This window comes from Pseudomonas sp. 06C 126, from assembly GCF_001855215.1.
GTDB classification, from domain to species: Bacteria; Pseudomonadota; Gammaproteobacteria; order Pseudomonadales; family Pseudomonadaceae; genus Aquipseudomonas; species Aquipseudomonas proteolytica.
In genome coordinates this window covers 130,260-153,533 of the sequence record NZ_MIFU01000097.1, presented here as the reverse complement: position 1 = coordinate 153,533, position 23,274 = coordinate 130,260, and the positions used below count along the sequence as shown (strand labels likewise).

The window sequence follows — 23,274 nt, the reverse complement described above, 5'->3', positions numbered from 1 at the left end:
GCAAGATACAGGCCGCCCTCCCCTCAGGCGTTCGCCCTCAAGCATTGCGGAGGGCGGCGCTGGACCCAATGCGTCAGTTGCTCATGGGCGTAGGCCAGTTGCAGTACGGCGCGATCCGCCTGGGCCGGGCCGATGATTTGCAGGCCCATGGGCAAGCCTTGGAGGTTGAAGCCCACCGGCACACTCATGCTCGGCAGGCCGGCCAATGTCGGGCCGATCACTACCTCCATCCAGCGGTGATAGGTGTCCATGGTTCGCCCTCCAACGACGCGCGGCCAGTGCTGTTGTGCATCGAAAGGGAACACTTGGGCACTGGGCAACAGCAGAAAATCGTAACGCTCGAACAACTTGGCCAGGGCGCGGTACCACTCGCTGCGCGCCAACGAGGCCTGATACACATCCGCTGCGCTCAGCTGCAGGCCGCCCTCCACTTCCCACTGTGCTTCCAGCTTGAGCAACCCACGTTTTTGCGGGTCGGCATACGCAGCCCCCAGCGCGCCCTGCACCAGCCAATGACGATGCACCAGCCAGGTGTGCCACAGGCGCTCCATGGAAAAGTCCGGCTGGCAGCCTTCCACTTCGCAGCCCAACGCACTGAAATCGCCGAGGGCTGATTCACACAGGCCAAGCACGCCATCGTCCATCGGCAGATAGCCGTTGTAATCCCCCAGCCACCCCAGGCGCGCGCCCTTGAAGTCGCGGGCCAGCGGCACGCCGAATACGCTCGGATCGTCCTTGAGCGACAACGGCACCCGCGCATCGAAGCCCGCCTGGATACTCAACAACCGCGCCACATCCGCCACACTGCGGCCCATCGGGCCTTCGGTGGCCAACTGCTGGACAAACAGCTCCGGCGCCGGCCCATGGGGCACGCGGCCCTGGGACGGGCGCAGGCCAAACACGTTATTGAACGCCGCCGGGTTGCGCAGCGAGCCCATCATGTCGCTGCCGTCGGCCACCGGCAGCATGCGCAACGCCAAGGCTACCGCCGCCCCGCCGCTGCTGCCGCCGGCCACCAAGGCGGGGTCGTAGGCATTGCCGGTGGTGCCGAACACGCTGTTGTAGGTCTGCGAGCCCAGGCCGAATTCAGGCACATTGCTCTTGCCGATGATAATCGCGCCACTGGCCCGCACCCGCGCCACGGCGATGGCGTCTTCAGCGGGCACCTGTTCGGCGAACAGTGGCGAGCCCATGGTCGTGCGCAAACCCTTGGTTGCCGCCAGATCCTTGATCGCCTGGGGCATGCCATGCATCCAGCCACGGGAGCGGCCCTGGTCCAGCTCTCGGTCACAGGCCCGGGCCTCGGCCAGCACGTGCTCTTCGTCGCGCAACGACACCAGGGCATTGACCGACGGGTTGAAACGCGCAATCTGCGCCAGATAAGCCTGCATCACGTCGTGACACGACACCTGCCGGGCGTGGATCGCCTGGGACAACGCAATTGCATCGAGCTCAACAATGTTCAAGGTTTCACTCCCTTGGTAAAGCGCGCCGGTGCTGCGGCCCTCGGCGCCTCATGCATGCAGTAAGTGCCCAGCAGCGTCAGGACGCAAGCGAACAGCACATAAAACGCCGGGGCCACCGGGGTGCCCAGCTCTTTGCTTAGCCAGGTGACGATCAGCGGAGCAAAGCCACCAAACACCATCACCGCCACGTTGTAGGCCACTGACACCCCGGTGGAGCGCACCTCGATGGGAAACTGCTCGGCCAGGGCCGTCGGCGCCGGGCCGAAGAAGCCGCCGATGGCGATGCACAACATCACTTGCATCACCAGCAACCGCTCAATGGACGGCGCCGCCGCGACCCACACGTACAGCGGGTAAACCATCACGAAAAACGCCAGGGTGAAGCCCATCAACACCGGCCGCCGCCCCAGGCGATCGGACAGCAGGCCAGACAGCGGAATCACCACGGTCATCAGCGCCACGGCGAACATCTGCACCATCAATACCTGGTCCAGGGGCAGGCCCAGGTTCTTGTGGGCGAAGGTCGGCATATTCACCAGCACCACGTAGAAGGACACCGTCGCGCCACAGGCCAGGCCCATGCTCACCAGGATGCTGCGCCGATGCTCACGCAGCACCGTCATCAGGCTCGGCGCCGGGCCGGTAGCCTGTTTGCGCGCCTCGATAAATTCCTCCGGGTCTTCCATATGCCGGCGAATCCACAAGCCCACCGGGCCGATCAGCAGGCCGAACACAAACGGCAGGCGCCAGCCCCATAAGTCGAGGGTTTCTGGAGTAAAAAAGTGCGTGACCAACGCGACCATCGCCGCGCCGCCAAACACCGCCAGGCACTGCCCGACCAATTGCCAGGAGCCGTACAGGCCCTTGCGATGGGCCGGCGCGCTTTCCACCAGGAATGCCGTGGCGCTGGCATATTCACCGCCCGTGGCAAAACCCTGGAGCATGCGCGCCACCACGATCAACAGCGGCGCGCCCATGCCAATGGCGGCGTAGTTGGGGGCAAATACGATCAGCGCGATAGACACGGTCATCAAGCGGATAATCAGTTGCATGGCGGCCTTGCGGCCTTTGCGGTCGGCGTACATGCCCAGCAGGATGCCGCCCACCGGGCGCATGAAGAAACCCACGCCGAAGGTGGCCAGGGCCATCAACAGCGAGGCGTATTCGTCGTCCGAGGGGAAGAACTGCCGGGCGATGATGCTGGCCAGAAAGCCGTAGACGATGAAGTCGTACCACTCCAGCGCGTTGCCGACCACCGCCGCTACCACTTGCCGGGTGCGGGACACGCCTTTTATTGAAGTCTGCATGAGAACACTCCATTCAACCTGTTGAGCAAAAGGTCCAGCGGCAGGAAAAAGGCAGGGGGTTCAGGCCGGTTTGAGCCAGCTCTCGGCCAAGGCACCCCAGTAGGCGGCACCGGTCAGCAGGATCTCGTCGTTGAAGTCATAGGCAGGGTTGTGGACCATCGGCCGCGACACGCCGTTGCCGATAAACAGGTAGCTGCCGGGGCAGCGCTGGAGCATCCAGGCGAAGTCTTCGCTGCCCATCAGCTTGGGTGTATTGGCGTCGACCGCCGCTTCACCGAGCAAGGCAATGCCGACTTGGCGGGCGAACTCGGTTTCGTCGGCATGGTTGACCAGTACCGGATAGGCCGGGCGATGTTCGATCTGCGCGGTACAGCCAAAGCTCTCGGCCTGGGTCTGGATGATCGCCTTGACCCGCTCCAGCATCTGCTCGCGCACCGGTGCATTGAGGGCGCGCAGGCTCAGGCGCAATACGGCCTGCTGGGGGATCACGTTGGCCGCTTGCCCCGCTTGCAGGGCGCCGACCGTGACCACCGCCGCTTCCTGGGCATTGATGTTGCGCGCCACTACCGTCTGCAAGGCCATGACCGTACTGGCGGCGGCGACCAGCGGGTCGATGGTCAGGTGCGGCATGGAGCCGTGCCCGCCGACACCTTCGAGGGTCACGGTGAGCAGGTCCTGGGAAGCCATCATCGGCCCGGTCCGCAGGCCCAGGTGGCCGGCAGGCAAGCCGGGCATGTTGTGCATGCCGAACAGCGCGTCACAGGGGAAGCGCTCCAGCAAGCCATCGGCGAGCATCGCTTCGGCGCCGCCCTGGCCTTCTTCGGCCGGCTGGAAAATCAGGTTGAGGGTGCCGTCGAACTGACGCGTCGCCGCCAGGTAACGCGCGGCGCCCAGCAGCATGGTGGTGTGACCGTCGTGACCGCAGGCATGCATGCAGCCGGCGTGTTGGCTGCTGTAGGCGACGCCGGTGTTTTCGATGATCGGCAAGGCGTCCATGTCGGCCCGAATCCCCAGGGTGCGCGAGCTGCTGCCATTGCGCAGCACGCCGACCACGCCGGTCTGGCCGATGCCGGTATGCACTTCATAACCCCAGTTTTTCAGGGATTGGGCGACCAAGGCCGAGGTGCGGTTTTCTTCAAACCCCAGTTCGGGGTGGGCGTGGATATCCTGGCGCACGGCGTGCAGGTCGCTGGCGACATCGCGCAGCCAATCCAGGATGTGCTGGTGTGGGCTCATGGTGACTCTCCTCGCAGGCGGGTATTCCCGTTCTTTTTTGTGGCACCGCCACAGATAACCGCGATGGGCGTGCGAGGACAATCAAAGGTGGTTCCACCCTGTGGAACCTCAGGGCAGCAGGCGACAGCCCTGGCGCTCGCCCAGCCATTGGGCGCTGTGGCTGCGGCCCAGGCCACTGGCGGTGACCAGGCGCGTATCCGGGTGATCGGCAAAGGCGCTGGTGGGGATGTATTGCTTCACATAGCCCAGGCAATAGTCAGCCGGGTTGCCCGCCACATACCGGCACGAGCAGTACTCCTTGGCGGTGTAGGCGGCAATGATGTCGGGGAAGGCTTGCAGGTTGACGCGCTCGTGCCAGGTCCAACCCAGCACCGCGAGCAACAACAGGAGAAACAGGCTGATAAACGGCCGACGACGGATCATGGCTGCACCGCCGCAAGCACGCGCTTGAGCAGTTCATTGTGGCGATAGCTGCCATCGCGGTCATCGCCATAGCGCACGATCACCAACCTTGCCTGGGGCAACACATACAACGCCTGGCCCCAGTGGCCCAGGGCCGCGAAGGTATCGTCGGGCGCATCCGGCCAGGGCCGGGCAGCGCCCTGCACTTGACGGTTGAGCCACCAGTGGCCGCCGGGCACCGCTTCGTCCTGGCCCGCGATGTACTGCGCCAGGGGCTGGCGATTGAAGTCGACCCACGCCTTGGGCAGCAATTGCCGCTCGCCCCAGCGCCCGTCCCGCGCCATCAACAAGCCAATGCGCGCCAGATCGCGGGCAGTCATATAGGCATAGGACGAGGCGACAAAGGTTTCATTGGCGTCACTTTCCCAGGTGGCGCTGCCAATCCCCAAGGGCGTGAACAGCGCGGTCCACGGGTAATCGACATACGCCTTATGGCCAAGCATGCCCTTGAGGGCGGCGGACGCCAGATTGCTGTCGCCGCTGGAGTAGCGAAACGCCTGGCCCGCTGCAGCGAAGGTAGGAGTGTCGGCGGCAAACTCCGCCATATCGGTATGGCCACGGGTGTAGAGCATGGCCACCACCGAGGATTTCAGCGGCGCGTATTCGTAGTCTTCCTGCCAATCCAGGCCCGAGGTCCAGTTCAGCAGGTGCGCCAGGGTGATGCTCGGGTGTTGCTTCATCGGCGGATAGAAACGCGCGACCGGGTCGCTGAGCTTGAAGCGGTTTTCGCCGTAGGCAACGCCCAATACCGTGGCCATCAGGCTTTTGCTGATGGACCAGGTCAGGTGCGGCGTGCTGGCGGTAGTGGGCGCGGCGTAGCGTTCATAAATGACTTCGCCGTCACGGATCACCAGCAACGCGTCGGTGCGGATGCCTTGGCGGGTGAGGTCATTGCGGGCCGGGAAGGCATAGTCCTCCAGGGCCTTCACGGCGGGGCCGGTCAATTGCGCGCCCTGGGCCCAATCCTTCGCCGGCCAGGCCTGGGCGTGTGCGGTAGCGGTGAACAGAAGCATGGCGACGCACAGCAGGCCTTTGACCATGGACAAGCACTCGGGGGCATTCAAACCCGCGAGCCTAATGCAGATAAATGACGGTTTGGCGACAGGCCATCGGTTTGCCGCGCCGCATAAACCCAAGCAGCTAAAGCTGTCGTGGCGAGCGGGCTCGCCACATAAGCTCAAGGGGATGGGTTCAGGGCTTTTTCCAGGCGCTTGGCCCGGGCGCTGGCGGCAAGGTCCAGCACGGCTTGGTCGCGCTGCCACATAGCGGCCCACTGCCCAGCAGCCATCGCCTCATTGACCTGCGGCTTCAGCGCCTCGAACTGCGCAAACAGTCCCCCCAACAACACATGCCCTGCCGCCGAGGCCGTGGGCTGGCGAATGACTTCGGCGCAGCCGGCCAGCAACGCCAATAACTGCAAACGCAGGGTCTGGGGCCAATCACACTCCTGGCCGATGCCATGCAGCCAGGCGGTCATCGCGCCCAAGACATAGGTGTCTTCCAACGTGCGGAAGGGTTTGACGTAGTCGTCCCAGCCATCCCCTGGCAAACGCTCGCAGGCGGCATGGTCGAGGTGGACGCGCCCGTGGCTGATATCAGGCATCAACGGGATCGCGGGCAAGGGCTCGACGCGTACGCCGGGCTCGCCGGCCAGCACTACTGCCAGGCTCAGGCGCGGTTTTTCATCGGCGGCCTCGCAACGCGCGGCGATCAATAGCCAGTCGGCGGCATCGCCGGCGGTGACGAAGTCCTTGCGCCCGCTCAGACGCAAGTCGTCCAGGCGCGTTTGCATGTCCACTGGGCGCAGGCTGCGCTGTTCGGTCGCACACAAGGCGCCCAGGCTGTGGGGCGCGCTGGGCCATAACGCGCGCAAAGCTGCTTGATAACCCACCAGAAACGCCAGGCCGGGCGTGGCCATCAGGCGCGCACCCTGGGTTGCCAATTCGAAGGGCGTCACCTGCCCCAGGCGTTGCAATAAAACGCTGTAGCCCTCGGCCAGGTTGGCGTGGACGGGCAGTCGGTCGGGTCGATCGAGCAAAGCGTGCCAGGGCATGGAGGGCTCCTTGGGGGCTGTCATCTAAGCGTCACCGTAGATTCATGGAGATGACACCGGGGGTACATAGCCTGACTTTGCACAACAAAGTCGACTGGCCGCAACCCTGGCCGGCACCTGGAGACTCGCCATGACTCAGATCGCCCGCATCAGTGACACCGGCAATGAACGCCGTCTGCAAGCCGAACGCCTGATCGGCGCCCAGGCTTTGCAGGAAGCCCAGGCCCTGCGTTTCACCGTTTTCAGCGGCGAGTTCAATGCCAAGCTGAAAGGCGCGGAGCTGGGCCTGGACATGGATGACTATGATGTTCACTGCAGCCACATTGGCGTACGGGACTTGAACACCGGGCGACTGGTTGCCACTACCCGGCTGCTGGATCACCAGGCGGCCAGTACCTTGGGCCGGTTCTACAGCGAAGAAGAATTCAGCCTCCACGGCCTGTTGCATCTGCAAGGGCCGATCCTGGAGATCGGTCGTACCTGCGTCGACCCGGCCTACCGCAACGGCGGCACCATCGCGGTGCTGTGGGGCGAACTGGCCGAAGTGCTCAACCAGGGCGGCTACAGCTACCTGATGGGCTGCGCCAGCATCCCGATGCACGACGGTGGCATCCAGGCCCACGCAATCATGCAGCGCCTGCGCGAACGCTATCTGTGCAACGAACACCTGCGCGCCGAACCGAAAAAACCGCTGCCGAGCCTGGACCTGCCGTCCAACGTCATCGCCGAAATGCCGCCGCTGCTCAAGGCCTACATGCGCCTGGGCGCGAAGATCTGCGGTGAGCCATGCTGGGACGAGGATTTCCAGGTGGCTGACGTGTTCATCCTGCTCAAGCGCGACGAGTTGTGCCCGCGTTATGCCCGCCACTTCAAGGCGGCCATGTGATGGGGCGCCTGCGGGTCTACGGGCGGATCGCCCGCGTGCTGCTGGTGGTAAGCCTGGGCTTGAGCATGGCCGGGGTGTTTGGTCTGTTCGAGCGCCTGGGGGTTGCCAACTCCATGGTGCGGCGCCAGCGCTGGTCGCGGTTTTTCATGGCGCGCTTGAGCAATGCCCTGCCCTTTCGCGTGAGCGTGCATGGCGAAATGCCGCAACAGCCGATGTTGTGGGTCAGCAACCATGTGTCCTGGACCGACATCCCGCTGCTGGGCATGGTGACGCCGCTGTCGTTCCTGTCCAAGGCCGAGGTGCGTACCTGGCCGGTGGCCGGTTGGCTGGCGGCCAAGGCCGGCAGTCTGTTTATCCGCCGTGGCTCGGGTGACAGCCAATTGATCCGCAAGCAGATGACCCGTCATCTGCAGCAAAAACACCCGCTGCTGATGTTCCCTGAAGGCACCACCACCGATGGCCGCAGCCTGCGCACCTTCCATGGCCGGCTACTGGCCAGTGCGATTGATGCCGATGTAGCGCTGCAACCGGTGGCTATCCGGTATTTGCGCGATGGGCAGATCGATCCGCTCGCCCCGTTTATTGGTGATGATGATTTGCTCTCGCACCTGATGCGCCTGTTTGGCAATGATCAGGGCGACGTTGAGATTCATCTGCTCAAGCCGATTGCCTGCGCCGGCCAGGAGCGTGCAGCGCTGGCGTATCAGGCGCAGCAGGCGGTGCACAAGGCGTTGTTCGGCGAGGTGGTCCTGCCAGCCGAACCAAGACATATAGGCACACTGGCCGCTGCCTGAGCCTCTATGTAGGAGCGAGCTTGCTCGCTCCTACATAGAGGTGGCGTGTTGGGCGGAAAACACCTGCAGTTGGGGATAGAACACCCGGAAGTCCTCGCTCAACGGCTCATACAACAGCCGCAGTTCCTGCATCGCCTGCCCCAGTTCCTGGGGTTGGCTCAAGCGCCGGGAAATCCCCCGCAGCACTTGCTCCATTACCGCGAACTCGCGGTAGGAGCCCAGCCAGTCATCAGCCGCCATATACGGCGCAATCTGCGCCAGGCGCCCCGGTAACTGCGGCTCTGCCGCCAGCACCTGGTACACCTGGGAGGTAAAGCGCTCCAGCGGCTGGTCGGCATACTGGGCCCAATCCCGCGCCAGGCAATGGTCAAAAAACACGTCGAGGACGATCCCCGCATAGCGCCGCCGGGTCAGGGTGAAGCGTGACAATGCCTGCCCGACCCGTGGATGGCTGTCAGTAAAGCGGTCGATCGAGCGATGCAGTTGGATTGCTGCCTCGATTTGCGGGCTGTACTGGCCCTGTAGGCGGCCTTTGACGAAATCGCCATAGAGGCTACCCAGCAGTTGTGCAGGAAGTTGGCCGCCAAGGTGCAGATGTGCGAGATAATTCATGGCGCGCAGTTTAGCACTGCCATCAACGTATCGTTATAACCCGATATACCGATTTATCTGGTAACAAGATCAAAATCGTATTGGTATATCGGGATATAGCGATTTAAAGTTCGCCTCATCGCGATATAACGTTTTACCAACACCGAGCCCTGCCATGTCCATTGACCTCGACGAAATAATAAAAGCCCTGGCACACCCAGTACGGCGAGACATTCTCAACTGGCTGAAAGACCCGAAAGTGCAGTTCCCCGAGCAAGTGCACAACCACGAGTACGGCATCTGCGCCGGCCAGATCGACCAGCGCTGCGGCCTGTCGCAATCCACCGTGTCGGCGCACCTGGCCACCCTGCAACGCGCAGGCTTGATCAGCAGCCAGAAAGCCGGGCAATGGCACTTTTTCCGCCGCAATGAAGACGTGATCCAAGCGTTTATCCAAGCCATCACCGAAGAACTCAGCCCCCCGCTGTAAAGGACCCCTCGATGCCTCTCTCGCTACTCATACTGGCCCTAAGCGCCTTCGCCATCGGCACCACCGAATTCGTCATCATGGGCCTGTTGCCCGATGTGGCGGCCGACCTCGGTGTGTCGATTCCAGGCGCCGGCTGGCTGGTGACCGGCTACGCCCTGGGCGTGGCCATCGGTGCCCCGTTCATGGCACTGGCCACTGCCAAGCTGCCGCGCAAGGCAGCCCTGGTAGCGCTGATGGGCATTTTCATCATCGGCAACCTGCTCTGTGCCCTGGCCAGTGACTACAACGTGCTGATGTTTGCCCGTGTGGTGACTGCGCTGTGCCACGGCGCGTTCTTCGGGATCGGCTCGGTAGTGGCCGCCAACCTGGTACCGGCCAACAAGCGCGCGTCGGCGGTGGCCCTGATGTTTACCGGCCTGACCCTGGCCAACGTACTCGGCGTGCCCCTGGGCACCGCGCTGGGCCAGGAAGCTGGCTGGCGCTCGACCTTCTGGGCCGTGACGGTGATTGGCGTCATTGCGCTGATCGGCCTGATCCGCTTCCTGCCGGCCAAGCGGGATGAAGAAAAACTCGACATGCGCGCCGAACTGGCGGCCCTCAAGGGTGCCGGCATCTGGTTGTCGTTGAGCATGACTGCGCTGTTTGCCGCGTCGATGTTCACCCTCTTCACCTACGTCGCGCCGCTGCTGGGGGATGTAACCGGTATCTCACCCAAAGGCGTGACCTGGACCCTGCTGCTGATCGGCCTGGGCCTGACCGTGGGCAATATCATTGGCGGCAAGCTGGCGGACAAGCGCCTGGCAGCCACCCTGATCGGCGTGTTTATCAGCATGGCCGTGGTGTCCACCGCCTTGACCTGGACCAGCGTCGCCATTATTCCCACCGAAATCACCCTGTTCCTCTGGGCCACCGCGTCGTTTGCCGCCGTGCCGGCGCTGCAGATCAACGTGGTGACGTTCGGCAAGGCCGCGCCCAACCTGGTCTCGACCCTCAATATCGGCGCTTTCAACATCGGCAACGCGCTGGGCGCCTGGGTTGGCGGCAGCGTGATTGCCCACGGTTTCGGCCTGACCAGCGTGCCATTGGCAGCTGCGACCCTGGCGATCCTGGCGCTGGTGGTCACGCTGATCACGTTCCGCCAGAGCGGCGATGCCGACCTGGCGCCAGCCACTAATTAATCACTTAGAACAGACGAGCGTTTGCGATGACGACTATTTTCGATCCGATCAAACTGGGCGATGTGCAACTGTCCAACCGCATCATCATGGCGCCACTGACCCGCTGCCGTGCCGATGCCGGCCGCGTACCCAATGCGCTGATGGCTGAATACTATGTGCAGCGGGCCTCCGCCGGGCTGATCCTCAGCGAAGCCACCTCGGTGACGCCGATGGGCGTGGGTTATCCGGACACCCCGGGCATCTGGTCCAACGACCAGGTGCGCGGCTGGACCAACATCACCAAGGCCGTGCATGGCGCAGGCGGCAAGATTTTCCTGCAGCTGTGGCATGTAGGGCGTATCTCGCACCCGTCCTACCTGGACGGCGAAGCCCCGGTGGCACCGAGCGCCATCCAACCGGCAGGCCATGTCAGCCTGGTGCGCCCACTGGCGGACTACCCGACCCCACGCGCCCTGGAAACCGCAGAAATCGCGGATATCGTCGACGCCTACCGCGCGGGTGCCGAAAACGCCAAGGCTGCCGGTTTTGATGGGGTGGAAGTGCACGGCGCCAACGGTTACCTGCTCGACCAGTTCCTGCAAAGCAGTACCAACCAGCGCACTGACGAGTACGGCGGGTCCCTGGAAAACCGTGCACGATTGTTGCTGGAAGTGACCGATGCAGTGATCGAAGTCTGGGGCGCCGGCCGCGTGGGCATGCATTTGTCGCCGCGGGGCGATCTCCACGACATGGGCGATGACAACCTGGCAGAAACCTTCACTTACGTCGCCCGTGAACTGGGCAAGCGTGGCATCGCCTTTATCTGCGCCCGAGAAAAGGAAGCCGGCGACAGCCTGGGCCCACAACTGAAGGCCGCGTTCGGTGGCCCGTACATCGTCAACGAGCGCTTCACCAAGGACAGCGCCAACACCTGGCTGGCTTCGGGCAAGGCGGATGCGGTGGCCTTTGGCGTACCGTTTATCGCCAACCCGGACCTGCCGGCGCGCCTCCAGGCCGATGCACCGCTGAATGAAGCGAACCCACAGACCTTCTACGCCAAGGGCCCGATCGGTTACATCGACTACCCGACCCTGCCACTGTAGGAGCGAGCTTGCTCGCGAAAAACCTGAGAACGCCGCAATAAAGCAGATGCACTGCGTTATCGTTAACGTTCTTCGCGAGCACGCTCGCTCCTACACAAAAGCAGAAACGCAAAAGCCCCGGTTCGTGAGAGCCGGGGCTTTTTATGTGAGCCATCCGTTGTAGGAAACACTCCTTCACAGCAATGCAACAATATCGCTACAAAATACTTAGCCGGCTACCTTTCAACCCGGCGCCAGCGCGTATATAAAGTCACCCCACAAATAAGTCGGAAGGACGATTGACCGTCCTTGGGCTTTACTGTTGACACAAACGAACGTAATTACGCATTTTGTATCAATTGCGCAGGCCGGGGCTCAGGCGCAGCATGTCCAGCCCTATATCCACCAGACGCTCGGCCTGCTGATACAGCTCGAAGCTGTCAGGCACCAGTAGCCACTGGCCAATAAGCCCATTGATATAAGCGTGAATACACACCGCCCCGCGAGCGGTGTCGAGGTTTTCCGGGAGTTGCCCGCGGTGGACTGCATTGCGCAGCGTCAGGCCGATGCGCAGGTTGCACTCAAGGCTGTGGGTCTGGCGCTGACGGCGCATGTCGCACATTTCATCGGTAAATTCGCACTTATGGAACAGGATCTCATTTATGCGCCGAGTCTTCGGGTCCAGGGCCACCTGATGAAAAAGATGGATCAGCAGCTTGCGCATGCAGCCCAGCGGATCTACCTCATCCTCGCTTTCACTGGCCCTGGCCAATTCGTCCAGCGGTTCGTGCAGCGTGTCGAGCAGTGCCTGCAACAGGTCCGACTTGTTGCTGAAGTGCCAATAGATCGCGCCCCGCGTCACCCCTGCCCTGGCCGCGATATCTGCCAACGTAGTGCGTGCAACGCCGCGCTCATAAAAGGCTTGCTCGGCGGCTTCAAGTATTTGGCTACGCGTTTCCTGAGCTTCCTCTTTGGTACGACGAACCATGGCAGTAACACCTCAATCAGGACACGAGCGGTGGTTGATGACCACCTTCTGAATAATTATGGGACGACACCTTCATGGGCGCCGAACGTAATAGAATCGAGGCTTTCAGCGCTGCCTTGTAAGGAATCCGCGAAGCCTGTCAAGAGTTTACAAACAACCATGAACGTAAGTATATTGCCTAGCAAGCTACTTATCTACTCAATGCCTGTTTTTTACCCTTCCACACTTCTTGTGCGCATCAAGCGCGCCTGACCCGAGGATCTTCATGCAACTTAAGCCAGCTGTTACCGCTCTGGTCACTGCCGTCGCCCTGGCATCGCTGCTCAGCGGATGTAAAAAGGAAGAAGCGGCGCCGCCCGCTCAAACCCCTCAGGTCGGCGTGGTCACCATTCAACCTCAAGCCTATACCCTGACCTCCGAATTGCCGGGGCGCACCACTGCGTTCCGCATCGCGGAAGTGCGCCCGCAGGTCAACGGCATCATTCTCAAGCGTCTGTTCAAGGAAGGCGGCGACGTCAAGGAAGGCCAGCAGCTCTATCAGATCGATCCGTCGGTCTATGAGGCCACCCTGAAAAGCGCCCAGGCCAACCTGCAGCAGACCAAGTCGATTGCCGACCGCTACAAGCAACTGGTCAACGAGCAGGCCGTCAGCCGCCAGGAATACGACACCGCCGTGTCCAACCGCATGACCTCGGAAGCCAACCTGCAGAGCGCCCAGATCAACGTGCGCTACACCAAGGTATTCGCCCCGATTTCCGGGCGTATAGGCCGCTCCTCGGTCACTGAAGGCGCACTGGTCAGCAATGGCCAGGCCGATGCCATGGCCGTGATCCAGCAGTTGGACCCGATCTACGTCGACGTCACGCAATCGTCCACCGAGATGCTGAAACTGCGTCGCGACCTGGAAAGCGGCCAACTGCAAAAAGCCGGTGAAAACGCAGCCATGGTCAAGCTGACCCTGGAAGACGGCAGCGAATACAGCCAGCAAGGCCGCCTGGAGTTCTCCGAAGTGTCGGTCGACCAGACCACCGGTTCGGTAACCCTGCGCGCCGTGTTCCCCAACCCTGACCACACCCTGCTGCCGGGCATGTTTGTCCACGCGCAATTGCAGGCCGGTGTGAACAGCAAGGCAATCCTCGCCCCTCAACAGGGCGTGACCCGCGATATCAAGGGTATCCCGACAGCGCTGGTGGTGACTGCCGACAACAAGGTTGAACAGCGCGTGCTGGTGGCCAACCGTACCGCTGGTGCCTACTGGCTGGTGGAAAAAGGCCTGAATGCCGGTGACCGTGTGATCACCGAAGGCTTGCAGTTCATCAAGCCGGGCATCACGGTTGAAGCGAAGGAAGCCACCAACGCCAAGCCTGCCGGTACTGCTCCTGCCGCCGCTGGCAAAGGGGAGTAATACATGTCGAAATTTTTTATCGACCGTCCCATTTTTGCCTGGGTAATAGCCCTGGTAATCATGCTGGTCGGGGCACTGTCGATCCTGAAGTTGCCCATCAACCAATACCCGGCCATCGCGCCAACCGCCATTGATATCCAGGTGACCTACCCAGGCGCGTCCGCACAAACCGTGCAGGACACCGTGGTGCAGGTAATCGAGCAACAGCTCAACGGTATCGACAACCTGCGTTATGTGGCCTCGGACAGTAACTCCGACGGCAGCATGACCATCACCGCGACGTTCAACCAGGGGACCAACCCCGACATCGCCCAGGTCCAGGTGCAGAACAAGCTCAACCTGGCGACCCCATTGCTGCCGCAAGAAGTGCAGCAGCAAGGGATCCGCGTAACCAAGTCGGTGAAGAACTTCCTGATGGTGATCGGCCTGGTGTCCGAAGACGGCACCATGACCAAGGATGACCTGTCCAACTACATCGTTTCCAACATCCAGGACCCGATTTCGCGGACGTCTGGCGTCGGTGACTTCCAGGTCTTCGGTTCCCAGTACGCCATGCGTATCTGGCTGGACCCGGCCAAGTTGAACAACTTCCAGATGACCCCGGTGGATGTCAGCGCCGCCGTGCAGGCCCAGAACGTACAGGTGGCCACCGGCCAACTGGGCGGCCTGCCTGCTTTGCCCGGCACTCAGTTGAACGCCACCATCATCGGCAAGACCCGTCTGCAAAGCGCCGAGCAGTTTGAAAAGATCCTGCTGCGCGTGAACAGCGATGGCTCCCAAGTGCGTCTGGGCGATGTCGCCCGGGTCGAGCTGGGTGGTCAGAACTACAGCATCAGCGCCCAGTTCAACGGCAAGCCGGCTTCCGGCATGGCGATCAAACTGGCCTCGGGCGCCAACGCCCTGGACACCGCCAAGGCCATCCGCGCCACGGTCGCGTCCCTGGAGCCGTTCTTCCCGCCTGGCATGAAAGCCGTGGTTCCCTATGACACCACCCCCGTGGTGACCGAATCGATTTCCGGGGTAGTCGATACCCTGGTCGAGGCGATCATCCTGGTGTTCCTGGTGATGTACCTGTTCCTGCAGAACTTCCGCGCCACCATCATCACCACCATGACGGTACCGGTGGTATTGCTGGGTACATTCGGCATCCTCGCGGCCTTCGGCTTCACCATCAACACCTTGACCATGTTCGGCATGATCCTGGCCATCGGCTTGCTGGTGGACGATGCGATCGTGGTGGTGGAAAACGTCGAGCGGGTGATGGCCGAGGAACACCTGTCGCCCAAGGAGGCGACGGTCAAGTCCATGAGCCAGATCCAGGGCGCCTTGGTGGGTATTGCCCTGGTACTGTCGGCGGTACTGCTGCCGATGGCATTCTTTGGCGGCTCCACGGGTGTGATCTATAAACAGTTCTCCATCACCATTGTGTCGGCGATGGCCCTGTCGGTGCTGGTTGCACTGATCTTCACCCCGGCCTTGTGCGCCACCATGCTCAAGCCGATCGACCCCGAGAAACACGGGCAACCCAAGCGTGGTTTCTTCGGCTGGTTCAACCGCACCTTCGACCGTGGCGTACTGAGCTACGAGCGTGGCGTGGGCAACATGATCAAGCACAAGGCGCCTTCGTTCCTGGTGTACCTGATCATCTTCGCTGGCATGATCTGGCTGTTCACCCGTATTCCGAGCGCGTTCCTGCCCGAGGAAGACCAGGGTGTGATCTTCGCCCAGGTGCAGACGCCGGTCGGTTCTTCCGCCGAGCGTACGCAGACCGTGATCGACGACATGCGTGCCTACCTGCTCAACGACAAGGAAGGCGAGCCAGGTGAAGGTTCGGCCGTGAAGTCGGTGTTTACCGTCAACGGCTTCAACTTTGCCGGTCGTGGCCAAAGCTCGGGCCTGGCGTTTGTGATGCTCAAGCCATGGGACGAGCGGGATGCCTCGATGTCGGTATTCGAGGTGGCCAAGCGGGCCCAGGGTTATTTCTCCCAGACCTTCAAGGACGCCATGGTGTTCGCCATCGTGCCGCCTTCGGTACTGGAGCTGGGTAACGCAACGGGGTTCGACGTGTTCCTGCAGGATCAGGGCGGTGTTGGTCACGATGCCTTGATGAACGCCCGTAACCAGTTCCTCGGCATGGCGGCCCAAAGCAAGATTCTTGCTGGCGTGCGTCCAAACGGTGTGAACGATGAGCCGCAGTATGAGTTGACCATCGACGACGAGAAGGCCAGCGCCCAGGGCATCAGCCTGTCGAGCATCAACCAGACCCTGGCGATTGCCCTGGGTGGCAGCTACATCAACGACTTCATCGACCGTGGTCGGGTGAAGAAGGTCTATATCCAGGGCGATGCCGCTGGCCGGATGTCCCCGGAAGACCTGAACAAATGGTACGTGCGCGCCGACGACGGGAAAATGGTGCCGTTATCAGCCATTGCCTCTGGCAACTGGATCTTCGGTTCGCCGAAACTGTCGCGGTACAACGGCGTAGCGGCAATGGAAGTCCTCGGGACCCCGGCGCCGGGCTACAGCACCGGTGATGCGATGGCAGAAGTCGAGCGTATCGCCAAGCAACTGCCAGCGGGTGTGGGCTATGCCTGGACCGGCCTGTCCTATGAAGAACGCTTGTCCGGCTCCCAGGCGCCTGCGCTGTACGCCCTGTCGTTGCTGGTCGTGTTCCTCTGCCTGGCAGCGCTGTACGAAAGCTGGTCGATCCCGATTGCGGTGGTGCTGGTTGTGCCGCTGGGTGTAATCGGTGCACTGATGGCTACCAGCCTGCGGGGACTGTCCAACGACGTGTTCTTCCAGGTGGGGTTGTTGGTGACCGTGGGCCTGGCCTCGAAGAACGCCATCCTGATCGTGGAGTTCGCCAAGGAGCTGCATGAACAGGGCAAGGGCATCGTCGAGGCGGCCATCGAAGCGTCCCGCATGCGTCTGCGTCCGATCATCATGACGTCCATGGCGTTCGTCCTCGGTGTACTGCCGCTGGCGATCTCCTCGGGCGCAGGTTCGGGCAGCCAACACGCAATCGGTACCGGGGTAATTGGCGGTATGATCACCGCTACCGTCCTGGCGATCTTCTGGGTGCCACTGTTCTTCGTGACCGTGTCCGCCATTGGCAGCCGGAAAAAAACTGACAAGTCCGATACACCGCAAACTCCTAAAGAGGCTGGCTAATGCGCAAGTCGCTACTTTCCCTGGCAGTCACGGCATTTGTGCTCAGTGGCTGCTCGCTGATCCCTGACTATCAGCAGCCTGAAGCGCCGGTTGCCGCCCAATTCCCGCAGGGGCCGGCGTATTCGTCGGCCCAGGCGCCGAGCCAGGCCGCGGCCGAACAGGGCTGGAAGCAGTTTTTCCACGACCCTGCCCTGCAACAGTTGATCCAGGTTGCACTGGTCAACAACCGTGACCTGCGCGTCGCCGCGCTGAACATCGACGCCTTTGCCGCGCAGTACCGCATCCAGCGTGCGGACCTGTTCCCGGCCGTCGGCGCCAATGGCAGCGGCAGCCGCCAGCGCGTTCCGGCACGGGCCTCGCAAACCGGCGAATCGAACATCACCAGCTCCTACTCGGCGACCCTCGGGATCAACGCCTACGAGCTGGACCTGTTCGGCCGGGTACGCAGCCTGAGCGAAGAAGCGTTGCAGAAATACTTCGCCACTGAAGAAGCGCGCCGCAGCACGCAGATCAGCCTGGTGGCCAGCGTGGCCAATGCCTACCTGACCTGGCAAGCGGACAAGGAACTGCTCAAGCTGACCCAGGACACCCTGGCCGCCTACGAGCAGAGCTTCAAGCTCACCTCGCGCAGCAACGAAGTCGGCGTGGCCTCGGCCCTGGACTTGAGCCAGGCGCGCACCTCGGTTGAAAGCGCCCGTGTGCAACTGGCCCGCTACACCCGCCAGGTGGCCCAGGACGAAAACAACCTGACCCTGCTGCTGGGCACCGGCCTGCCGGCGAATCTCGTGACTCAGCCGCTGTCCGACGACCTGTTGAGCGAAGTACCGGCTGGTCTGCCTTCAGACCTGCTGCAACGTCGTCCCGACATCCTGCAGGCCGAGCACAACCTCAAGGCTGCCAACGCCAATATCGGCGCGGCACGGGCTGCGTTCTTCCCGAGCATCAGCCTGACCGCCAATGCCGGTACGTTGAGCCCGGACCTCGGCGGCCTGTTCAAGGGCGGCTCGGGTACCTGGTCGTTCGCGCCACAGATCAACATCCCGATCTTCAACGCCGGTAGCCTGCGCGCAAGCCTGGACTACTCGAAGATCCAGAAAGAGATCAACGTCGCGACCTACGAGAAGTCGATCCAGACCGCGTTCCAGGAAGTCTCCGACGGCCTGGCGGCACGTGCGACCTACAACCAACAGTTGCAGGCCCAGCGTGATTTCGTCTCGGCGAACCAGGACTACTACCGTCTGGCAGAGCGTCGCTACCGCATTGGTGTCGACAGCAACCTGACCTTCCTCGACGCCCAACGCCAGCTGTTCGCTGCCCAGCAAACGCTGATCACCGACCGCCTGGCCCAACTGACCAGCGAAGTGACCTTGTACAAGGCCCTCGGTGGCGGTTGGAACGAACAGACGGCGAAGAATGAGCCAGTGAAAGAAGAAGCGCCGAAACTCAAGTTGTTCTGAGCGGCGTAGCGACACACGAAGCCCACCTTTTGGTGGGCTTTTTCATGGGCGCACAGTTTCGTGCGATCACCGCCCAAAACCCGCCCTCCCCCAATTGAATCGCCCCGGCAACGCCACGCACCATGGCCCGCACCTGAAAACCACCAATAACAACAGGTCCCACGCCATGAGCACTTTGCACCCTCGCCGGCTATTGCTGGCTACCGCTGTCGCCAGCCTTGCCCTTCCCGCTGTCGCCGAAGAACACGGCTTTCTCGAAGATGCCAGCGCCAACCTCAACCTGCGCAACTTCTTCTTCAACCGCAATTTCACCGACCCGACCAAGACCCAGGGCGGTGCGCAGGAGTGGACGCAGAGTTTCATCCTCGACGCCAAGTCCGGCTTCACCCAGGGCACCGTGGGTTTTGGCGTGGACGTGCTGGGTATGTACTCGCAAAAGCTCGACGGCGGCGGCGGCTCTGGCGGCACTCAACTGCTGCCCCTGGATCACGACGGCAAACCAGCGGACAACTTCGGTCGCCTGGGGGTGGCGTTCAAGGCGCGGTTTTCCAAGACCGAGCTGAAAGTCGGCGAGTGGATGCCGGTGTTGCCGATCCTGCGTTCGGACGACGGTCGCTCCCTGCCGCAAACCCTGCGCGGCGGGCAGATCACCTCCAGAGAGATCGACGGCCTGAGCCTGTATGGCGGCCAGTTCCGCGCCAACAGCCCGCGTGATGACAGCAGCATGACCGACATGTCGATGTTCGGTAAAACCGCCTTCACCTCCGATCGCTTCAACTTCCAGGGCGCCGAATATGCATTCAACGACAAGCGCACCCAGGTCGGCGTGTGGAATGCCCAGCTCAAGGACATCTACCGCCAGCAATACCTCAACCTGACCCACAGCCAGCCCGTGGGCGACTGGACCCTGGGCGCCAACCTGGGCTTCTTCTACGGCAAGGAGGACGGCAGCGCCCGTGCCGGCAACCTGGACAACAAGACCTGGTCCGGCCTGTTCTCGGCCAAGTACGGCGGCAACACCTTCTACGTCGGGCTGCAAAAACTCAGCGGTAATAGCGCGTGGATGCGGGTCAATGGCACCAGCGGCGGCACCCTGGCCAACGACAGCTTCAATGCCAGCTATGACAACGCCGAGGAAAAATCCTGGCAGCTGCGCCATGACTACAACTTCGCCGCGCTCGGCGTGCCTGGGCTGACCCTGATGAACCGCTACATCAGCGGCAGCAACGTGCATACCGCCACCGTCAGCGACGGCAAGGAATGGGGCCGGGAAAGCGAAGTCGGCTACACCGTGCAAAGCGGCAGCCTGAAAAACCTTACCCTGCGCTGGCGCAATTCCAGCATGCGTCGGGACTACAGCAACAACGAATTTGATGAAAACCGGTTGATCGTCAGCTATCCGATAAGTCTGCTGTAAACCGGCGACAATCTTGCTGTATGGTGCGCGCCTGCCGCTGCTGATCCCACTCAGTAGCGGCCTTTACCTGAGCCCGCGCACACCATGAAGCCCGCCGTCCTCGCTACCGCCCTGTTCGCCCTGGCACTTTGCCTCAGTGGCTGCATCGGCGCGCCCGTAGCGTTGACGCCACTGACCGAACAACGCCTGCAAACCCAGGCGCCGATCCGCTTTTTGCTGACCTTCGATGATGGCCCCAGTGCTTCGGGCTACGCCAACCCCAGCCGTTCGGTGATTCAGGACCTGGCCGACAACCCGGTGCAACCGGGGATCAAGGCGATCTTCTTTTTACAGACCGACGCCTGGCGCGCCGGTGGCAGCCCGCGCGGGCGCAAGACCATGGCGCGTGAGCACGCTGCTGGCCATATCCTGGCGTTTCACACTGCCACGCGCTGGCACAGCAATCACCGTCTGCTCAATGACAACGACCTGGAACAGACCCTGCGCCAGGGCGCCGCGAGCATCGCCTCGATCACCGGCGCCGCACCGAGGCTGGTACGCCCACCGTTCTGGAACTACGACCGACGGACCTTCGCCGCGTACCAGCGCCACGGCATGCAGATTCTGTTGACCGATTTGAGTGCCAATGACGGCAAGATCTGGGGCTTCAACGCCAGCCCCCAGCGCCGCGCCAACCTGTTGCGGCAGCTGTCGCTGGTGCGCGAACGCATTGCCCTGGGCCAGTTGCCGACCGTCGACGGGGTGATTCCCGTGGTCGTCACCTTTCACGACATCAACCGCTATACCGCCCGGCACCTGCAGGAATACCTGCAGATCCTGATGGACAGCGCCCAGGCCAATGGCTTGAAAACTGCCGCTGAACCGTTCTACAGCGACCGCTCGGCGCTGGAACGTGGCGCCTTGGCCCGCACCGTAAAAGACCTCCACGAGGTGGTGCAGTTGCCCGGTATGTGGAATTGGGTGTGGGACGCGGACGCCCGATGAGACGCGTGAACCAGAAGTAAAACAGACCTTCTCCATGAGTATCTGTCGACTATCGTGAGCCAGATACTTTAAGTCATTTAAAAAACCGGTATTACTTTCTTCAGGAACGTTTACCCAACAACCCACCACCGACTCTCAAAGCGCATACGTCCTAGCGAGATTCTGTAATGGTTAACTTACCTGCTTCAACATATCCCAACGTCCCCCTTTCTACCCCACCCTCCGAAACTTCCGGCCAAAGAACCACTCCCGCCGTTACCGTGATTCAAAGCCCCCACATACAAGAAGCGACCGCCCGCCTTACATCAAAGTCAAAACTCCTACCCGAGCAGAATTACGTCGAGAAATACCCAAACTACACAAACTCGGCGCTACTCTTTAGCGATAACAACATAAAAGTCATCCATAAATCCTCCTGGACAATTGAAAAAGAGGATGGCTATAGCAATATCAACAACGTTCTTCAAATAGAAACCGGAGACAAAGCAGACACTATAAAGGTCAGCCAACCTTCAGCCAACGAAATCAACTTGCAAGTCAATGGCGCTCACTACACTTTAAGGCTCAACAACCATGAAGACTACCCTGAAGAACTGCACATAAAATCCAAAGGCGGCAATGACAAAATCAAGGTTGATCCCAGCGTCACCGTACCCATCACCATTGAAGGTGGCAGAGGCAATGACCAGATTGAAGCCCTTGGCAGTGGTTTGACTGCAGTCTATGGCGGGGCTGGAAATGATGACATCACCTTGGGCAGCGGGGCCGGTTATGCCGAAGGCAACAGTGGCGATGACAAAATGAAAGGCGGGACCGGTAAATCCGTGATGTATGGAAATACCGGCAGAGACCAGATGTTTTCTGGCGCCGGGAGCAAAGGTACTTTCAGCTACATGGATGGGGGCGCAGACGACGACTTCATGATCAACGAAAGCCCCTTTAACGTGATGCACGGTGGCCCCGGCCAGGACTTTATGTACGGAAGAGGCCCTACCACCTTTTATACCGGGCGGGGCCGGGATACCGTCTTTGCAAACGATGCCCGCGACAAAGTCTATGCCGATGCCGGGGATCGTGTGTGCCGGGTTCCCGGTTCTACATTAATACCAGTCACAATAAGCGATGCCGGCAATAAGGGCTTGAATATCGAAGGCACAGATAAGTTCCGACAGCGTACAGAAGATGATCTTGAGTTCTTTAGAAACTCGCCGACTGCGCAAAAGATGCTCACCGAGTTAGACCAGGCCGCCGAGCGCAATGGTGCTCCCGTCACGATCAAAGAAACCTTGAACCGCTCTAACTATTCGTTCGCCAACGCGTTCACAAGAGAGACCGACAAACAACTCAAGGACTATGACGATATCAGCGAGTCCGCACAGTTAGGTTTCATCCACGACAATACCAAGGGTTCGGTGGCGACCAGCGCGACGATACACAGCAACCCGCGCATCATATTCACTCCCACCCTGATAACGCCGATAGTCGAGTTCTACCATGAAATGGCACATGCCTATAACGGCGCCACTGGCACTTTCTTACCGGGTACAACCACTAGACCTGATCTGGAGGTTCCAGAGCCCAACTCAGAGCGACAAGCCGTTGGCGTGGAGACCGATGCAGCGGCCTTTGATTTTGACAACGACCGCGCCACTCCCCCCACGACAACCAACCCCAAGACCTTTACCGAAAATGCGCTGCGTGAAGAAATGGGCTTTCCCCTGCGCAAGTCTTACTCTCACATTGACTGAGCAATAATCAGCCGCCCTGAGCGATGCATGAGGGGGAGAAGCCGCCCTCAACCGCGCGACTCAACCCCCAACTCATCCCATACCGACTCCGCCAGGTGGAAGGTCGCATTGGCCGCCGGGATCCCACAGTAGATCGCGCTCTGCATCAGCACTTCCTTGATCTCGGCGCGGGTCACGCCATTGCTGGCGGCGGCCCGCAGGTGCAGCTTGAGCTCTTCGTTGCGGTTCATGCCGATCAGCATCGCGATGGTGATCAGGCTACGAGTGTGCCGGGGCAAACCCGGGCGGGTCCAGATGTCACCCCAGGCGTGGCGGGTGATCATTTCCTGGAACTCACTGTTGAACTCGGTCAGGGCATTGAGGCTGCGATCGACATGGGCATCGCCCAGCACTTCACGACGTACCTTGAGGCCATCGGCATAACGTTGTTTCTCGTCCACAAAATTCTCCTATATTGACTGCGGGGTTGTTGTGGCGAGCGGGCTTGTCCCGCGCTGGGCTGCGCAGCAGCCCTAAAACCTGCGTCCCAGTCCTATCTGATGCAACTCTGGGGGTTTTTTTGGGCTGCTGCGCAGCCCAA

At 61.4% G+C, this 23,274-nt stretch carries 20 protein-coding genes; 11 read left to right on the top strand and 9 right to left on the bottom strand.

Annotation, left to right across the window (positions count from 1 at the left end):
• Positions 1–23 precede the first annotated feature (23 nt).
• The 6 genes from BHC62_RS18920 to BHC62_RS18895 form a co-directional block, all read right to left on the bottom strand.
• On the bottom strand, positions 24–1,466 hold the full coding sequence (locus BHC62_RS18920) for an amidase (protein WP_070995785.1): 1,443 nt from the start codon (positions 1,464–1,466) through the stop codon (positions 24–26).
• Positions 1,463–2,773, bottom strand: a complete 1,311-nt coding sequence (locus BHC62_RS18915; RefSeq protein WP_029297023.1) for a citrate-proton symporter — start codon at positions 2,771–2,773, stop codon at positions 1,463–1,465. The genes BHC62_RS18920 and BHC62_RS18915 overlap by 4 nt, the downstream gene beginning before the upstream one ends.
• 60 nt (positions 2,774–2,833) lie before the next feature.
• Positions 2,834–4,009, bottom strand: a complete 1,176-nt coding sequence (locus tag BHC62_RS18910) for a M20 aminoacylase family protein (RefSeq protein WP_070995784.1) — start codon at positions 4,007–4,009, stop codon at positions 2,834–2,836.
• A 108-nt stretch (positions 4,010–4,117) separates the two neighbouring features.
• Positions 4,118–4,432: a hypothetical protein gene (locus BHC62_RS18905; RefSeq protein ID WP_029297027.1), complete on the bottom strand. Its 315-nt coding sequence runs from the start codon at positions 4,430–4,432 to the stop codon at positions 4,118–4,120.
• Positions 4,429–5,511, bottom strand: a complete 1,083-nt coding sequence (locus BHC62_RS18900; protein ID WP_029297029.1) for a serine hydrolase — start codon at positions 5,509–5,511, stop codon at positions 4,429–4,431. The genes BHC62_RS18905 and BHC62_RS18900 overlap by 4 nt, the downstream gene beginning before the upstream one ends.
• 137 nt (positions 5,512–5,648) lie before the next feature.
• Complete coding sequence (locus BHC62_RS18895) at positions 5,649–6,524, bottom strand: acyl-CoA dehydrogenase family protein (protein WP_070995783.1); 876 nt, start codon at positions 6,522–6,524, stop codon at positions 5,649–5,651.
• 130 nt (positions 6,525–6,654) lie between these two features.
• Here BHC62_RS18895 and olsB point away from each other — a divergent pair, with 130 nt between their 5' ends.
• Both olsB and BHC62_RS18885 read left to right on the top strand, forming a co-directional pair.
• Positions 6,655–7,410 carry an L-ornithine N(alpha)-acyltransferase gene (gene olsB, locus BHC62_RS18890; protein WP_029297033.1) on the top strand — a complete coding sequence of 252 codons (756 nt, stop codon included), beginning with the start codon at positions 6,655–6,657 and terminating at the stop codon, positions 7,408–7,410.
• On the top strand, positions 7,410–8,204 hold the full coding sequence (locus BHC62_RS18885; protein WP_029297035.1) for a lysophospholipid acyltransferase family protein: 795 nt from the start codon (positions 7,410–7,412) through the stop codon (positions 8,202–8,204). Before olsB ends, BHC62_RS18885 begins: the two co-directional genes overlap by 1 nt.
• Positions 8,205–8,234: 30 nt before the next feature.
• Here the strand turns inward: BHC62_RS18885 and BHC62_RS18880 are convergent, their stop codons facing one another.
• Complete coding sequence (locus tag BHC62_RS18880; protein WP_070995782.1) at positions 8,235–8,816, bottom strand: ACP phosphodiesterase; 582 nt, start codon at positions 8,814–8,816, stop codon at positions 8,235–8,237.
• 154 nt (positions 8,817–8,970) lie between these two features.
• Between BHC62_RS18880 and BHC62_RS18875 the strand changes: the two genes are divergently transcribed.
• The 3 genes from BHC62_RS18875 to BHC62_RS18865 are packed head-to-tail and all read left to right on the top strand — an operon-like array spanning position 8,971 to position 11,545.
• Positions 8,971–9,285, top strand: coding sequence for a helix-turn-helix transcriptional regulator (locus tag BHC62_RS18875; RefSeq protein WP_029297039.1), 315 nt, complete (start codon positions 8,971–8,973; stop codon positions 9,283–9,285).
• Positions 9,286–9,296: 11 nt separating this feature from the next.
• Positions 9,297–10,463: an MFS transporter gene (locus BHC62_RS18870; protein WP_070995781.1), complete on the top strand. Its 1,167-nt coding sequence runs from the start codon at positions 9,297–9,299 to the stop codon at positions 10,461–10,463.
• A 26-nt stretch (positions 10,464–10,489) separates the two neighbouring features.
• Entirely contained in the window at positions 10,490–11,545 is a 1,056-nt protein-coding gene (locus BHC62_RS18865; RefSeq protein WP_070995780.1) for an alkene reductase, read from the top strand.
• Positions 11,546–11,879: 334 nt separating this feature from the next.
• Here the strand turns inward: BHC62_RS18865 and BHC62_RS18860 are convergent, their stop codons facing one another.
• The gene (locus BHC62_RS18860) at positions 11,880–12,512 is read right to left on the bottom strand and encodes a TetR family transcriptional regulator (RefSeq protein WP_029297045.1); all 633 of its coding nucleotides are present in this window, start codon (positions 12,510–12,512) and stop codon (positions 11,880–11,882) included.
• 265 nt (positions 12,513–12,777) lie between these two features.
• On the opposite strand from BHC62_RS18860, the gene BHC62_RS18855 reads away from it, so the two are divergent.
• From BHC62_RS18855 to BHC62_RS18830, 6 genes are all read left to right on the top strand, one after another.
• Positions 12,778–13,917, top strand: a complete 1,140-nt coding sequence (locus tag BHC62_RS18855) for an efflux RND transporter periplasmic adaptor subunit (protein WP_029297047.1) — start codon at positions 12,778–12,780, stop codon at positions 13,915–13,917.
• 3 nt (positions 13,918–13,920) lie between these two features.
• Entirely contained in the window at positions 13,921–17,088 is a 3,168-nt protein-coding gene (locus BHC62_RS18850; RefSeq protein WP_029297050.1) for an efflux RND transporter permease subunit, read from the top strand.
• The gene (gene adeC, locus BHC62_RS18845; RefSeq protein WP_029297052.1) at positions 17,088–18,545 is read left to right on the top strand and encodes an AdeC/AdeK/OprM family multidrug efflux complex outer membrane factor; all 1,458 of its coding nucleotides are present in this window, start codon (positions 17,088–17,090) and stop codon (positions 18,543–18,545) included. Before BHC62_RS18850 ends, adeC begins: the two co-directional genes overlap by 1 nt.
• Positions 18,546–18,711: 166 nt before the next feature.
• Positions 18,712–19,962: an OprD family porin gene (locus tag BHC62_RS18840; protein ID WP_070995779.1), complete on the top strand. Its 1,251-nt coding sequence runs from the start codon at positions 18,712–18,714 to the stop codon at positions 19,960–19,962.
• A gap of 84 nt (positions 19,963–20,046) precedes the next feature.
• Positions 20,047–20,946 (top strand): polysaccharide deacetylase family protein, encoded by a 900-nt coding sequence (locus BHC62_RS18835; protein ID WP_070995778.1) that lies wholly within the window; start codon positions 20,047–20,049, stop codon positions 20,944–20,946.
• Positions 20,947–21,113: 167 nt separating this feature from the next.
• Positions 21,114–22,694: a M91 family zinc metallopeptidase gene (locus tag BHC62_RS18830; protein WP_083335457.1), complete on the top strand. Its 1,581-nt coding sequence runs from the start codon at positions 21,114–21,116 to the stop codon at positions 22,692–22,694.
• Between the two features lie 47 nt (positions 22,695–22,741).
• On the opposite strand, the gene pcaC is transcribed toward BHC62_RS18830, so the two are convergent.
• Entirely contained in the window at positions 22,742–23,134 is a 393-nt protein-coding gene (pcaC, locus tag BHC62_RS18825; protein WP_029297061.1) for a 4-carboxymuconolactone decarboxylase, read from the bottom strand.
• Between the last annotated feature and the right edge of the window lie 140 nt (positions 23,135–23,274).